General features: G+C 59.2%; 15 protein-coding genes. 9 read left to right on the forward strand and 6 right to left on the reverse strand.

Annotation, left to right across the window (positions count from 1 at the left end):
• Positions 1-48 precede the first annotated feature (48 nt).
• From AC1RKH_RS20760 to AC1RKH_RS20770, 3 genes are all read left to right on the forward strand, one after another.
• Positions 49-729: a response regulator gene (locus tag AC1RKH_RS20760; RefSeq protein ID WP_123428850.1), complete on the forward strand. Its 681-nt coding sequence runs from the start codon at positions 49-51 to the stop codon at positions 727-729.
• Complete coding sequence (locus tag AC1RKH_RS20765; protein ID WP_493063193.1) at positions 726-2,051, forward strand: ATP-binding protein; 1,326 nt, start codon at positions 726-728, stop codon at positions 2,049-2,051. Before AC1RKH_RS20760 ends, AC1RKH_RS20765 begins: the two co-directional genes overlap by 4 nt.
• A 214-nt stretch (positions 2,052-2,265) precedes the next feature.
• Complete coding sequence (locus AC1RKH_RS20770) at positions 2,266-2,748, forward strand: GNAT family N-acetyltransferase (RefSeq protein WP_493063192.1); 483 nt, start codon at positions 2,266-2,268, stop codon at positions 2,746-2,748.
• A gap of 140 nt (positions 2,749-2,888) precedes the next feature.
• Here AC1RKH_RS20770 and AC1RKH_RS20775 read toward each other — a convergent pair whose 3' ends face one another.
• The gene (locus AC1RKH_RS20775) at positions 2,889-3,347 is read right to left on the reverse strand and encodes a VOC family protein (RefSeq protein WP_123428843.1); all 459 of its coding nucleotides are present in this window, start codon (positions 3,345-3,347) and stop codon (positions 2,889-2,891) included.
• A gap of 300 nt (positions 3,348-3,647) precedes the next feature.
• On the opposite strand from AC1RKH_RS20775, the gene AC1RKH_RS20780 reads away from it, so the two are divergent.
• From AC1RKH_RS20780 to AC1RKH_RS20795, 4 genes are all read left to right on the forward strand, one after another.
• Entirely contained in the window at positions 3,648-3,917 is a 270-nt protein-coding gene (locus AC1RKH_RS20780) for a hypothetical protein (protein WP_493063191.1), read from the forward strand.
• Between the two features lie 97 nt (positions 3,918-4,014).
• Complete coding sequence (locus AC1RKH_RS20785) at positions 4,015-4,629, forward strand: LysE family translocator (protein WP_123428839.1); 615 nt, start codon at positions 4,015-4,017, stop codon at positions 4,627-4,629.
• A gap of 196 nt (positions 4,630-4,825) precedes the next feature.
• Entirely contained in the window at positions 4,826-5,995 is a 1,170-nt protein-coding gene (locus tag AC1RKH_RS20790; protein ID WP_493063190.1) for an aminotransferase class V-fold PLP-dependent enzyme, read from the forward strand.
• A gap of 58 nt (positions 5,996-6,053) precedes the next feature.
• Positions 6,054-7,862: an aminopeptidase P family protein gene (locus tag AC1RKH_RS20795; RefSeq protein WP_493063189.1), complete on the forward strand. Its 1,809-nt coding sequence runs from the start codon at positions 6,054-6,056 to the stop codon at positions 7,860-7,862.
• A gap of 15 nt (positions 7,863-7,877) precedes the next feature.
• Here AC1RKH_RS20795 and AC1RKH_RS20800 read toward each other — a convergent pair whose 3' ends face one another.
• Positions 7,878-8,804, reverse strand: a complete 927-nt coding sequence (locus tag AC1RKH_RS20800; RefSeq protein ID WP_493063188.1) for a LysR family transcriptional regulator — start codon at positions 8,802-8,804, stop codon at positions 7,878-7,880.
• A 102-nt stretch (positions 8,805-8,906) separates the two neighbouring features.
• Between AC1RKH_RS20800 and AC1RKH_RS20805 the strand changes: the two genes are divergently transcribed.
• Positions 8,907-9,905: a zinc-dependent alcohol dehydrogenase family protein gene (locus AC1RKH_RS20805; RefSeq protein ID WP_493063187.1), complete on the forward strand. Its 999-nt coding sequence runs from the start codon at positions 8,907-8,909 to the stop codon at positions 9,903-9,905.
• Here AC1RKH_RS20805 and AC1RKH_RS20810 read toward each other — a convergent pair.
• The gene (locus AC1RKH_RS20810) at positions 9,902-10,492 is read right to left on the reverse strand and encodes a 2-hydroxychromene-2-carboxylate isomerase (protein ID WP_493063186.1); all 591 of its coding nucleotides are present in this window, start codon (positions 10,490-10,492) and stop codon (positions 9,902-9,904) included. The two genes, AC1RKH_RS20805 and AC1RKH_RS20810, sit on opposite strands and share 4 nt — an antisense overlap.
• 37 nt (positions 10,493-10,529) lie before the next feature.
• A complete protein-coding gene (locus AC1RKH_RS20815; protein WP_493063185.1) occupies positions 10,530-11,270 on the reverse strand; it encodes an SDR family oxidoreductase in 741 nt (246 codons plus the stop codon).
• 91 nt (positions 11,271-11,361) lie between these two features.
• On the opposite strand from AC1RKH_RS20815, the gene AC1RKH_RS20820 reads away from it, so the two are divergent.
• Positions 11,362-11,931, forward strand: a complete 570-nt coding sequence (locus AC1RKH_RS20820; RefSeq protein WP_493063184.1) for a TetR/AcrR family transcriptional regulator — start codon at positions 11,362-11,364, stop codon at positions 11,929-11,931.
• A 12-nt stretch (positions 11,932-11,943) separates the two neighbouring features.
• On the opposite strand, the gene AC1RKH_RS20825 is transcribed toward AC1RKH_RS20820, so the two are convergent.
• Positions 11,944-12,225 (reverse strand): hypothetical protein, encoded by a 282-nt coding sequence (locus tag AC1RKH_RS20825; protein WP_493063183.1) that lies wholly within the window; start codon positions 12,223-12,225, stop codon positions 11,944-11,946.
• Between the two features lie 166 nt (positions 12,226-12,391).
• Positions 12,392-13,279: a threonine/homoserine exporter RhtA gene (gene rhtA / locus AC1RKH_RS20830; protein WP_493063182.1), complete on the reverse strand. Its 888-nt coding sequence runs from the start codon at positions 13,277-13,279 to the stop codon at positions 12,392-12,394.
• Positions 13,280-13,517 lie beyond the last annotated feature (238 nt).

The raw sequence follows: 13,517 nt of genomic DNA on the forward strand, positions 1-13,517 counted from the left end.
CGCTTAATCCGGCGCCTTCTTAATCAATGCTTTTCTACAGGTCTCACCATGCACGTACTTGTCTGTGAAGATGATGAGCTGATCGCCAGCGGCATCGTTGCCGGCCTCACGGCCCAAGGCCTGACGGTGGAACATGTCGCCACGGCCTCGGCTGCCCGGGCGATGCTCAAGGTCGCCGAGTTCGACGTTATGGTGCTCGACCTGGGGCTGCCGGACGAAGACGGTTTGAAGCTGCTTCAGCAGTTGCGCCATCACGGCCTGGAGATTCCGGTGCTGATTCTTACCGCGCGCGACTCGGTGACCGACCGCGTCGATGGCCTGCAAGCCGGTGCCGACGACTACCTGCTCAAGCCCTTTGACCTGCGTGAACTGGCCGCGCGCCTGCACACCTTGTTGCGCCGTGTGGCGGGGCGCAGCGTCAATCTGATCGAACATGGCGCCCTGACTTACGACCCGAGCAGTCGCGAAACCCTGCTTGCCGGTCAACCGGTGGACCTGTCGCGCCGCGAGCAATCGCTGTTACAGGCCTTGTTGCACAACCGTGGCCGGGTGCTGTCGACCGAGCAACTCAAGGACAGCGTCTACGGCTTCAATGATGAACTGGAAAGCAACGCCCTCAACGTTCATATCCATCACCTGCGGCGCAAGCTCGGCAACGGCATTGTCGAGACCGTGCGCGGTTTGGGCTATCGCTTGGGGCCGGCTGACGGCGGAGAGCAATCGAAGTGATGAGTTTGCGTTTGCGCCTGAGTCTGACCCTCGGCGCGGCCTTCGCGCTGATCTGGGCCTTGGCCGCGGCCTGGATGCTCAGCGACTTGCGCAATCAGATGATGTTTTCCCTCGACCAGCGACTGGTGGCCTCGGCGCGGATGGTCGCCGGGCTGCTGGAGCAGTTGCCGGCCCTGCCGAGCAAAGGCGATGGCACGCATTTCAGTGCTGAACAATTGAATATTCCGGGGGGCATGGCCTGTCAGGTCAGCTCCTTGCGCGGCGAGATTCTTGCTCGCAGCCACAGCACTCCCGAACAAACTCTGGAAGCCGAAAAGATGGGCTTCCATGACCAGATGATCGACGGTGCGCGCTGGCGCAGTTTCACCCTGGCTCGCGGAGATGTGCGCATCACCACGGCCGACCGGCAAGTCGAGCGCGAGGCGCTGAACATGTCGGTATTGCTGGCCGCGTCGGTGCCGGTGGGCGTGGCGTTGCTCGGTTGTCTGTGCCTGCTTTGGCTGGGGATCGGCCAAGGCCTGGCGCCGCTTAATCGCATGCGCGATGCCTTGATGCGTCGTAGCGCCGATTCCCTTGAACCGTTGCAGATCCAGCCGCTGCCGAGCGAACTGCAACCGTTGCTGGAAACCCAGAATCAGCTGCTCCAGCGGATCGGCAAGACCATCGAGCGCGAGCGGCGGCTGACTGGCGACGCCGCCCATGAGCTGCGCAGTCCGCTGACGGCGATCAAGACGCACCTGCAAGTGGCGCGCATGACCGAAGGCACCGCCCGTGATCAGTCCCTGGCCCGTGCCGAGGAAGGCGCCGACCGCTTGCACCGGACGCTTGAGCAACTGCTGTTGCTGGCTCGGGTCGAAGGTAGTCTGTCGTTCGACGATGGTGTGCAGTGCAGCGCCGAGCAGGTAGCCCGTTTGGCGATTCAGGACGCGGCCAGCGGTGATCGTCAGCGGATCAAACTGCACTTGCCGGCGAGTTATTCTCAGGCGCCGGTGCAAATGCCTGCGGTGCTGTCGATTGCCGCCTTGCGCAACCTGCTGGACAACGCCTTGCGCCACACTCCAGCCGAGGCGGCGGTGGAGCTGAGTCTGGAAACCACCGGCAACCGTGTGCGTTTTCAGGTGCGTGACCACGGTCCGGGAATCGCCACCGAGGATTTGCAACACCTGACCCAACGCTTCTGGCGCAACGGCGCGAGCACCGGTTGCGGGCTTGGTCTGGCGATTGTCCAGGCAATCGTCCAGCGCTGCGGCTGCGTGCTGCATTTCGACAGCCGCGCCGACGGCTTACGGGTTGAACTGACGATGCCGTTGCAGTCAGCCTGACAAACACACACAACCCCTGTGGGAGCGAGCTTGCTCGCGATGGCGGTCTCTCAGTCACATCAATGCTGGATGTGCCACCGCTTTCGCGAGCAGGCTCGCTCCCACATGAGTTCCATGTCGTACATCAAATGTAACTTCTCTCTATTAGCCACCTGACCCTTGCGGCGCTATCGTCCCTCGCAGCTTTGACTCAATGGATTGAGGTGATAGCGCTATGGATGCCTGCATACACATCTGCAAAGCCGTGCCCGCGGACGCCGGGATCATCAGCCGGATCGTCGAGCGCTCGATCAAGGTCGGGTGCGCTGCGGATCACCGCAATGACCCGAAAGTCGTCGCGGCCTGGACCCACAACAAAACCGTAGAACATGTGCAGCCCTGGTTGGCCGACCCACACCTGTACCTGAACCTTGCGCTGTTGGATGACAAACCGATTGGCGTGGCCATGGCTGCTGTCAGCGGCAAAGTCGGGTTTTGTTACGTCCTGCCGGAATGGTTTCGGCGCGGTGCCGGACAGGCGTTGATGCAGGGCCTCGAAACCTGGTTGATCGAACGGGGTTTCAGTCAGACGCGACTCAACAGCACCTGCACCAGCGAAGATTTTTTCCAGCACCTCGGCTACCGACGCTGTGCAGAAACCTTCAGTGTTGCAGGGCTCACGGCGGTCCCCATGGACAAATCACTGACAGCTCGGTAAAGACCTGTTCCTCGTCTGTCCGTAGGGTGCGATGAGGATGGCCAGTCGGTTGATCTGCAACAGCCTCGGCAGTTGCAGAAAATCCGTGCGCCGTGACGGATCCGCAGGAGCGCCCGGGTGGCGCTCCTGCGGTGTGTGGGTTATTGCGGCTTGAACATCTCTTTTGCCCGCTCTTCGATCTGCGCTTGAGTCAGGTTTTCCTTGCGGGTCGACAGGAACCACACATGGCCGAAGGGGTCCTTCAAGGTGCCCGAGCGGTCGCCGTAGAACTGATCTTTCACTTCCGAAACTACCGTGCCGCCCGCCTTGATCGCTTGGGCGTAGCTTTTGTCCACATCCACGACATACAGATGCAGGCCCACGGACGGCGATTTGTCGGGGTTGCTCAGCGGACCTTGATCGCAGGGTGTACCGAGCATGATGGCGCAGTCGCCAATGCGCAGTTCTGCATGGCCGATGCTGCCGTCGGGCATCGCCAGGCGCATGACTTCCGTGGCGCCGAAGGCTTTTTTGTAAAAGTCGATTGCCTCGGCAGATTTCTGGATTCCCAAGTAGGGCGTGACGCTGTGATAACCCTCGGGAATGGGTTTAACGCTCATGACCGTTCTCCATTTTTTATTGGGGGGATGTCGCAAATCCTTCGCCGATTTCCGGCCGATTGACTATAGGCCAGCCCCATCCAGGCAACCGAGTGGCCGACGGGTTGCAGCATCGCCACTGTTGCGCCATCAACGATAAACCGGCAGTTCGTTTCGATGGTCCGTACAAAACGGCAGCAAGCAACGTATCGATCGATAGCAACTATCAATAGCGACTATCGAGAGCGGTGATTTTTGTCGCTCAAGGGGCGGGAGTAGCCTGTGTCCATTGCTCAAGACCCGCTCGCAGGAAGCCTCCCCATGAACCATTTACTCCTCACCTCATTGATATTGGTCGCGTCGGTGCTCGCCGGTTGCGCCACTCATCAGTCACCGGAGTTGCGCCCGTACACCGCCGAAGAAACCAAAGAGCTGGCGCTGGAAGCCTTGAATCGGCGTGGTTTGTCGTTTGATGAATATCAGGCGAAAAAAGCTGAATTGCTCGGCCAGCCGCAGAAAACTTTCGGTTTTGACCAGCGTGGCGAGATGAACGCCGAGCGCGCTGTGCCGCTTCACGGCCACGCCAGCTAAGCGACTGTACTGCTCGAAGTTTCACCTAACTGTCCGTGGGTTTCACGCGTGGGCTGCGATAGGGTCAATACCTGACCGACCCTGATGGAATCACCCCATGACACTCTCGCTGGATTTACTGCTGGGTTTTGCTCTGTTCGCCCTGGTGACCTCGATCACCCCGGGCCCGAACAACACGATGTTGCTGGCCTCGGGCGTCAATTTCGGTTTCAACCGCTCCATCCCACACATGCTCGGCATCACCTGCGGCTTCTTCATCCTTGTGCTCGCCGTCGGTTTTGGCCTGGGCGCGGTGTTTCAAACCTATCCTGTGCTTTACAGCGTGCTGCGTTATGTCGGCGCGGGCTATTTGCTGTATCTGGCGTGGAAAATCGCCCATTCGGGTCCCGTCTCCGAAGCCGAACAAGGTCACGCCAAGCCCATCAGCTATTGGGGTGCGGCGGCGTTTCAGTGGGTCAACCCCAAGGCGTGGATCATGGCGATTGGCGCCATCAGCACCTACACACCGCTGCAGGGCTATTTCACCAATGTGATCGTCATCGCTGCGGTGTTCGCCATCATCAACCTGCCAAGCGTCAGCGTCTGGGTGGCTTGCGGCAGCCTGTTGCGCAATGTCCTGCGTGATCGGCGCTGGTTGCGGATCTTCAACTGGGGCATGGCCTTGCTGTTGGTGGCTTCGCTGTATCCGATGCTGCACGAGAGCTTTAGCTGACTTGCGCTTCAACCCGGTGTCCGATGCCTGTTAAGCTCGACTTCAGGAGCGTTCCTACGCACTTTGAAATGAAGTCGTACTTCTTTAACGGCATCCGATCAGGTATTGCTGATTCCCCGCAGTTTTTACACCACCTCCAATGTGGCGTTTTCAGCGAATGCACCTGATCCCGGAACAAGCTCTGCGAGTCTTTTTTATGAATAAGCGTCCTTTGTATTTTGATTACGCCGCCACCACGCCGGTGGATGAGCGGGTCATTCAGGTCATGGTCGACTGTCTGGGGTTCAGCGGTAACTTCGGCAATCCGGCTTCCAGCTCCCACGCCTTCGGCCAGCAAGCCAGGCGTTCAGTCGAGCAGGCACGCCAGCAAGTCGCCGATCTGGTGGGCGCGCAAGCGCAGCAGATCGTCTGGACATCCGGCGCCACCGAGTCCAACAACCTCGCGCTCAAAGGCGTGGCCCAGGCCCGCGGTCAGTCCGGCGGCCACATCATCACCAGCCAGATCGAGCACAAGGCGATCCTCGACACCGCCAGGCAATTGCAGGATGCCGGGGTCGCCGTCACGTATCTGCTGCCGGACGCCGACGGTCTGATCACTGCGCAAGCGGTCAGCGAGGCACTGCGCGAAGACACTTTTCTGGTGTCGCTGATGCTGGTCAACAACGAGCTCGGTACCGTCAACGACATCCCGGCCATCGGTCAGCGGGTGCGTGAGCACGGCGCGTTGTTTCACGTTGACGCCGCGCAGGGCGCGGGCAAGGTAGCGATTGATCTGGCCCAATGGCCGGTGGATTTGATGTCGTTTTCCGCGCACAAGATTTACGGTCCCAAGGGGATCGGCGCGCTCTACGTCGGCCCGCGTGCCCAGCAACGCTTGCAGGCGCAGATCCATGGCGGCGGGCACGAAGGCGGTTTACGCTCCGGGACTCTGGCCACGCATCAGATCGCAGCCATGGGCGCAGCCTTTGCGCTGGCAGCGGAACACTTTGCAGAAGAGGCGACCACTATCGCCCGCTTGCGCGAGCGCTTGCTTGAGCAACTCAACGGCATTACCGGTCTACGCTTGAACGGCAGCCCGACCCAGCGCATTCCTCATACCCTGAGCCTGACCTTCAGTGAAGGCGAGTTCAACTCCCAGGCCTTGAGTGCTTCGATCGCCTTTTCGGCGACGTCGGCCTGCAACTCCGCGAGTAATGCGCCGTCCCATGTGCTGCTAGCCTTGGGGCATGATGCGCGGATGGCGGGGCGGACCATTCGCTTGAGTCTCGGGCGTTTCACCACCGAGCAGGACATCGATCAGGCCGCACAACTGATTAAAGCAGCAACCGCCAGTGCACCGGCGTTCTGGGCTACCGCCCAATCCTGATGCGCAGACCAAAAGTCAGCGCCCTATAACAAAATTAAAGTGGTTAGCAGGAGACATGATGAGTACGCAGCCTTTGACCCATGGAACGGTTCCCCAGCGCCTGGCGCACACCCGCGAGCTGATGAGCCGGGAAGGTATCCACGCCCTGCTGGTGCCGTCAGCCGACCCGCATTTGTCGGAATACCTGCCGGGTTACTGGCAGGGGCGTCAGTGGTTGTCGGGTTTTCATGGCTCGGTCGGCACGCTGATCGTCACCCAGGACTTCGCTGGCGTTTGGGCCGACAGTCGCTACTGGGAACAGGCGACCAAGGAGCTCAAGGGCAGCGGCATCGAGTTGGTAAAACTTCAGCCTGGCCAACCCGGCCCGCTGGACTGGCTGGCCGAACAAACTCCGGAAGGTGGTGTGGTTGCGGTCGACGGCGCGGTCATGGCCGTGGCGTCGGCGCGTTCACTGAGCAGCAAGCTCGAGGAGCGTGGCGCACGGCTGCGCACTGATATCGATCTGTTGAACGAAGTCTGGAGCGATCGCCCGAACCTGCCGAATCAACCGATCTATCAGCACTTGCCGCCGCAGGCCACTGTCAGCCGTGGGGAGAAACTCGCCAAGCTACGTGAAAGCCTGAAAGCGCGCGGGGCCGATTGGCACTTCATCGCCACCCTTGATGACATCGCCTGGTTGTTCAACCTGCGCGGCGGCGACGTGTCGTTCAACCCAGTGTTCGTGTCCTTCGCCCTGATCGGCCAGCAACAGGCAACCTTGTTTGTCGCGCTGAGCAAGGTCGATGCGCCATTGCGCGCGATCCTCGAACAGGATGGCGTCACTCTGCGCGACTACAGCGAAGTGGCCTCGGCGCTGGCTGCCGTGCCAAATGGCGCCAGCCTGCAAGTCGATCCGGCACGGGTGACAGTCGGTCTGCTGGATAACCTCGGCAGTGGCGTAAAGCTGATTGAAGGCCTGAACCCGACTACGTTGGCCAAGTCGCAGAAAAGTCTCGCCGATGCCGAACACATCCGTCAGGCCATGGAGCAGGACGGTGCGGCGCTGTGCGAGTTTTTCACCTGGCTGGACAGCGCTCTCGGTCGTGAACGCGTCACCGAATTGACCATCGACGAACACCTGACCGCTGCCCGTACCCGTCGTCCGGGGTATGTGTCGCTGAGCTTCAACACCATTGCCGCATTCAACGCCAACGGTGCGATGCCGCACTACCACGCCACCGAAGAAGAGCACGCGGTGATCGAAGGTGATGGCCTGTTGCTGATCGATTCCGGCGGTCAGTACCTGGGCGGCACCACTGATATTACGCGGATGGTGCCGGTGGGCACGCCGACCGCCGAGCAGAAACGCGACTGCACGCGCGTGCTCAAGGGCGTGATTGCCTTGTCCCGTGCGCAGTTCCCGCGGGGCATTCTCTCGCCATTGCTCGACTCCATCGCGCGAGCGCCGATCTGGGCTGAAAGCGTCGACTATGGCCACGGCACCGGGCATGGCGTCGGTTACTTCCTGAACGTTCACGAAGGCCCGCAAGTCATCGCCTACCAAGCCGCACCTGCGCCGCAAACTGCGATGCAGCCGGGGATGATCACCTCGATCGAGCCAGGTACTTATCGTCCGGGGCGCTGGGGCGTGCGGATCGAGAACCTGGTGTTGAACCGCGAAGCGGGCAGCGGCGAGTTTGGCGAGTTCCTCAAGTTCGAGACCCTGACCCTGTGCCCGATCGACACCCGTTGCCTGGAGCCTTCATTGCTCACCCAGGATGAGCGCGAGTGGTTCAACGCTTATCATGCGCAGGTGCGTGAACGTTTGAGTCCGTTGCTCGATGGTTCTGCACTGGCGTGGCTGAACACCCGAACCGCGGCGATCTGAGACGGTGTTGCGCCGTCAGTCTTCGGACGGCGGCGTAAGCTCCGGGGCGTGGGCGAGTGCTTCGCTCATGTAGTCGACGAATGCCTTGACCCTGGCTGACTGGCGACGATTGGCCGGGGACACCGCATGGATCGGCAGCGCTTGTGCGCGGTAATCCTGCAAGATCGCGGTCACCCGACCGGCCTTCAAATCCTCGCTGAACAACCACACCGGCGACAGCGCAATCCCTAGCCCGCCCAACACCATCTCGCGTATGGCCTCCGAACTGTTGCTCTGGGCATTGCCTTTGATCCGCACGCTGTGGCGCTGAGCGTTTTTTTCGTAGATCCACTGATTCTGGCTGCTCAGCAGGTTGAACAGCAGGCAGTTATGCTGGCTCAGCTCTTCCGGTGTTTGCGGTTGGCCATGGCGAGCCAGGTAGCCGGGACTGGCGACCGTCACTCGATGGGTGGTGCCAATCTGTCGGGCTATCAAGCCGCTATCGCTCAACTCGCCGATGCGTAACGTGACGTCCAGGCCTTCGCTGACCAGGTCCTGATTCTGATCGCTGAGCTGTAAATCGATGTCTACATGTGGATAGCGCTCAAGGAAGTCCGGCAGCCGTGCGGCAATCTGCAAGCGCCCGAAGCTGACGGAGGAGCCAACCCGCAAAGGCCCGGCGACAGCTTCCCGTCCGGACTGGAAGCTGTGTTCGGCCGCGTCGACCGCCGCAAGAATCTGTCGGCATTCGTTGTAGTAACGCTGACCTTCGTCGGTCAGTGAAAGCTGGCGGGTGCTGCGAGCAATCAACTTGCCGCCGAGTTCTGTTTCCAGTGCCCGGAGGATTTTACTGATGGTCGGTTGGCTAGTCTGAAGTTCCCGAGCAACGGCGGAGAAGCTGCCGCGCTCGACTACTCTTACGAAAACCGCCATTGCATTGAGTTTGTCCAAGGGTTTTCTCATTGATGCCAAATGGGCATGGTCACTATAGCTATATAGCGTCTTATCGGCATGAGTTGGCGGGCGGATGATCAACGCAACTCTCCACTGACATGAGATTGCGAAATGACTGACTCACTTGAAATGCTCGCCCTGATCGTCGATTCGGCCAATGCACCGTTTCGTTTGGCCTCTATCCCAAGGCCTGTGCCTGAAGCCGGGCAGGTGTTGGTCAGAATCATCGCCAGTGGGGTGAATCCATTGGATGGGAAAATTCGCGCCGGGCAGGCGGCTCACGCGCGTCAGCCATTGCCGGCGGTACTGGGTATGGATCTGGCAGGGATTGTCGAAGCGCTCGGCGCCGGGGTCAGCGATTGGCAGGTCGGCGATCAGGTGTATGGCATGGCGACCGGAATTGGTGGTCAGCAGGGTTCATTGGCGCAGTTCGCCGCCGTTGATGCGCGGCTGCTGGCGCGCAAACCGGTGAATTTGAGCATGGCTGAAACAGCGGCGTTGCCGTTGGTGCTGATTACCGCGTGGGAAGGCTTGCTGGATCGCGCCCGGGTTCAGACTGACCACAAGGTATTGATTCACGGTGGCGCTGGTGGCGTCGGGCATATGGCGGTGCAGTTGGCTCGGGCATTCGGTGCCGAGGTATTTGCCACGGGGTCGGCCAGGCAGCAGGCAATTATCGAAAGCTTCGGTGCAACCTTTATCGACTACCGCCAGCAGTCGGTTGAACAGTATGTAGAGCAACATACGGCGGGGGAGGGTTTCGATATCGTTTATGACACGGTCGGAGGCGAGACTCTGGATGCGTCGTTCAGGGCTGTGCGCACTTATCAGGGGCACGTGTTGAGCTGTCTCGGCTGGGGGCAACACAGTCTGGCGCCATTGTCGTTCCGGGCGGCGAGTTACTCCGGAGTCTTCACGTTGCTGCCTTTGCTGACCGGCAGAGGTCGCGAGCGGCACGGGCAGATTCTTGGCGAGGCCGCGAAGTTGATTGAAGCCGGGTTGTTGAAGCCTTTGCTCGATCCCCGGCGGTTCACGCTGCAAACCGCCGAGGCAGCCTATGACCTGCAAGCCTCGGGTGAGGCGCAGGGCCGACTGGTTACCGAGATCTAGCCCAAGGCCTCGAGGACAAAGTCCAGGCGATCCTGGCCGAAGAACAATTCGTTGTCGACAAACATGCTTGGCGCACCGAACACACCGCGTTGGATCGCTTGCTCGGTTTTGTCCTTGAGTGCGGCTTTGACTTCCTCATCGGCGGTCAAGGCCAGCACTTCGTCGGGATCGAAGCCGTGTTCGGCCAGCACCGCGGCGACGATCGCCGGGTCGTTGAGGTTGCGGCCATCAACCCAGAGCGCGCGGAACAGGCAGTCGATAAAATCGAGGAAGCGTTCAGGGTGCCGCAACTGGATGCCGGTAACGGCGCGCATCAACAGCAGGGTGTTGATCGGAAAGTACGGATTGAGCTGGAATGGCACGCCGTAGCGCTTGGCGTAACGATCCAGGTCCACAAACATGTAATGACCCTTGGCCGGGATCTCCGCAGGTGAGGCGTTGCCGGTGGCTTTGAATACGCCACCCAGCAACATTGGTTGGTAGATCAGTTGGCTCCCGCTTTGCTCACAGATATTCGGCAGCTGGGTATAGGCCAGGTAAGTGGCAGGGCTGCCGAGGTCGAAGAAGAACTCTACGCGTTTGCTCATGTTCGATGCGCTCTGATTATTGTTATAGGGGGAGGGCTTACCAGCGTTCGCTCCAGGGTCGCAGATCCAGCTCGAAGGTCCAGGCGTCGCGTGGCTGGCTGTGCAGATACCAGTAGTTCTCGGCGATGTGTTCTGGGTTGAGAATCCCGTCCTGGTCCTTGAGAGCATACTTTTCCGGGAAGCTGTCGCGAATGAAGTCGGTATCGATCGCGCCATCGACCACGATATGGGCGACATGGATGTTCATCGGGCCCAGCTCTCGCGCCATGCTTTGGGCCAGGGCGCGAATACCATGCTTGGCGCCGGCGAACGCCGCAAAACCAGCCGCCCCGCGCATACCGGCGGTAGCCCCGGTGAACAGGATAGTGCCGCGTTGTCGGGTGGCCATGCGCTTGGCCACTTCACGAGCGTTGAGAAATCCAGAGAAACAGGCCATTTCCCAGATCTTGAAATACTTGCGTGCGGTTTCTTCAAGAATGCTGCAAGGCACATTGGCGCCGATGTTGAAGACGAAGGTTTCGATCGGACCTATCTGGCTTTCGATCTGTTCAACCAGCGCGATTACATCCTCTTCCTTGCGCGCATCACACGCAAAGCCATGAGCTTCACCACCACTGGTCTGAATGGCATCGACCAATGGCTGCAATTTGTCTGCGCTGCGACGAGTGACGCAGGCAACAAATCCTTCTTGTGCGAAACGCTTGGCAATAGCTCCGCCGGTGGCATCGCCAGCACCGACAACCAGTACGACTTTCTTGTTATTGATAGCTGAGGTCATAGTTATCGCTCTTTGGTAAACGGTCGTTAGCTAAACGAACGTTATGCTACAATCCTGCATACGTCAAGGCGATGGATTCTCGGGGGAAGCGATGCGTTACTCAGCCAGTCACAAGCTGGAAACCAGGCAGAAACTGCTTGAAAGCAGTTCAGTGTCAGCCAAGAAAGAGGGCTTTTCCACGGTGGGTGTCGACGGCTTGATGAAAGCCATCGGGCTCAGTGGCGGTGCGTTTTACAGCCACTTTTCCTCGAAAGATGAACTCTTCAGTTCGATCGTCGAGCGTGAGCTGTGTCAGAGCCTTGAGCGATTGAGCGGTAATGGCGAGCTGAGTCGAACCAGATTGGAGCGTTGTCTCAAGCATTACCTGAGTATGGCGCACGTCGAGCATCCCGAATCCGGGTGTGCTCTGCCGGCACTCGGTGCCGAGATCGCTCGCTCCGACATTGCGGTACGTCAGCAAGCTGAGCAGTGGATTTGTCGGCTGCAGGAGAGTTGGGCGCGCATCCTGGAGAGCGACAGCCTGGCTTGGGCCATTCTGTCTCAATGCGTTGGTGCGTTGGTGGTTGCGCGAATGCTGGTGAATCCGGATATCCAGCGCAGCGTATTGCAATCCAGCCATGAAGAAATCGGACGCCAGATTGCCAGTCAAGGCGCTGACTAAGGTAGCGTCAGGCTATTTGCAGATAACGATCATGCTCCGGCTGGTATAGCCGGCGGGGTTGATGCCAAACGGATAGTCACCCGGGTCTTCCACCGCGTCTCCGGATTTGGCAAGCACCTTGTAGCCATTTGGGCCACATGAGTCGGCTGCACTCGTGTAGCACTTGTCCCAGGATGACGAGAGGCCTGAGCAGTTGATGTGCAGGCCTTTTTTTCCGCGCTTGACCTCTGTCTTGGAGGTCGCAGCGCAACCGGCGACGGCCAGTACAACAAGCAATACCAAAAATCGTTTCATTCCCGTCCTTATTGCGGTCTCGGGTCTGGTGCCCGAGTCTGGCAGCATGCGTTTCGTTTTTATCGCTAGTGATATCCCTATCCGAAAAAATCCATGTCTGACACTGAGTTGCGGCTAAACATGGCTCAATTGAGCGGCAAATACCAGACCTTCGTAAAAACGTGTATCAATCTACTGCCACCAGTGGCTTGGACTCACTGCGCATCGTCATGGTCGCGCCTACCGATGCCAGAATGATGCAAATGATGGCCATCCACTGTGCCAGGGACAAGTATTCGTGCAAAAACAGCAGCCCGGATAATGCGCCGAACGCGGGCTCAATGCTCATCAGTGTGCCGAAGGTGCGTGCTGGCATCCGGGTGAGAGCGATCATCTCAAGGGTGTACGGAAGGGCAGTGGACAGAATGGCAACGCCGATCGCGATGGGAATCAGCGATGGTGTGAGCAACGCTGCTCCGGCGTGGACGATGCCAATAGGTGCAACGAAGAGTGCAGCAATCATCACGCCTAGCGCGGCTGTCTGGACGCCGTTGTCTGCGCCGGCCTTCTGACCAAACAAAATGTACAGTGCCCAACATACTCCGGCGCCGAGCGCATAACCGGCACCTGTCAGGTCAATGCTCGCGTTTGTTGCGTCTGTAGGTATAAGCAGCAACAGACCGACGATGGCCAGACCGATCCACAGAAAGTCGATCGCCTTGCGTGAGGCATAGATTGCCACTGCCAACGGGCCCGTGAACTCCAGAGCGACGGCAATTCCGAGCGGGACGCTTCTTAGTGACATATAGAAGAGGAAGTTCATGCCGCCCAGCGCCATGCCGTAGACGACGACGGTGCGCAACGACTTGGTGGTGAGCTTGGCTTTCCAGGGACGCAACAGCAGTAACATGATCACGCTGGCGAACATCAGTCGCAGGGTCGTCGTCCCTTGCGCACCCACTATCGGGAACATGCTTTTTGCCAGGGAGGCTCCAGACTGGATCGACGCCATGGCTATTAATAGCAGGCCAACCGGGAACAGAGTCGATGCAAGGCTGCGGGGTTGGTCATTCATTGCGTGGCGTCGTCCGAAGTGAGAGGCGAGAGAGTGTACTGTGGCATATCATGCTTAACTAATAGGTGTTGAGCAATATACTGCGCATCCTTTGTAAGTGCTTCTATATATAGGCCGTATCGAGTGCTGTTTTTCGATTTCTGATAGAAAAACTGAATTAGGTGTTGACGGCAGATTCTGGAAGTCTATAATTCGCCCCACTTCCGGCGCAGTCGAAACGGAAAACTCCTTGGTAAAC

It is taken from the genome of Pseudomonas sp. GW822-FHT06B12 (assembly GCF_058799675.1).

What these genes read in the sequence shown, in the direction of transcription:
- AC1RKH_RS20815 (WP_493063185.1), bottom strand. Translation starts at nt 11,270, where the DNA reads ATGACCTCAGCTATCAATAACAAGAAAGTCGTACTGGTTGTCGGTGCT.
- AC1RKH_RS20820 (WP_493063184.1), top strand. Translation starts at nt 11,362, where the DNA reads ATGCGTTACTCAGCCAGTCACAAGCTGGAAACCAGGCAGAAACTGCTT.
- AC1RKH_RS20810 (WP_493063186.1), bottom strand. Translation starts at nt 10,492, where the DNA reads ATGAGCAAACGCGTAGAGTTCTTCTTCGACCTCGGCAGCCCTGCCACT.
- rhtA (WP_493063182.1), bottom strand. Translation starts at nt 13,279, where the DNA reads ATGAATGACCAACCCCGCAGCCTTGCATCGACTCTGTTCCCGGTTGGC.
- AC1RKH_RS20800 (WP_493063188.1), bottom strand. Translation starts at nt 8,804, where the DNA reads ATGAGAAAACCCTTGGACAAACTCAATGCAATGGCGGTTTTCGTAAGA.
- AC1RKH_RS20775 (WP_123428843.1), bottom strand. Translation starts at nt 3,347, where the DNA reads ATGAGCGTTAAACCCATTCCCGAGGGTTATCACAGCGTCACGCCCTAC.
- AC1RKH_RS20805 (WP_493063187.1), top strand. Translation starts at nt 8,907, where the DNA reads ATGACTGACTCACTTGAAATGCTCGCCCTGATCGTCGATTCGGCCAAT.
- AC1RKH_RS20790 (WP_493063190.1), top strand. Translation starts at nt 4,826, where the DNA reads ATGAATAAGCGTCCTTTGTATTTTGATTACGCCGCCACCACGCCGGTG.
- AC1RKH_RS20770 (WP_493063192.1), top strand. Translation starts at nt 2,266, where the DNA reads ATGGATGCCTGCATACACATCTGCAAAGCCGTGCCCGCGGACGCCGGG.
- AC1RKH_RS20780 (WP_493063191.1), top strand. Translation starts at nt 3,648, where the DNA reads ATGAACCATTTACTCCTCACCTCATTGATATTGGTCGCGTCGGTGCTC.
- AC1RKH_RS20825 (WP_493063183.1), bottom strand. Translation starts at nt 12,225, where the DNA reads ATGAAACGATTTTTGGTATTGCTTGTTGTACTGGCCGTCGCCGGTTGC.
- AC1RKH_RS20760 (WP_123428850.1), top strand. Translation starts at nt 49, where the DNA reads ATGCACGTACTTGTCTGTGAAGATGATGAGCTGATCGCCAGCGGCATC.
- AC1RKH_RS20785 (WP_123428839.1), top strand. Translation starts at nt 4,015, where the DNA reads ATGACACTCTCGCTGGATTTACTGCTGGGTTTTGCTCTGTTCGCCCTG.
- AC1RKH_RS20795 (WP_493063189.1), top strand. Translation starts at nt 6,054, where the DNA reads ATGAGTACGCAGCCTTTGACCCATGGAACGGTTCCCCAGCGCCTGGCG.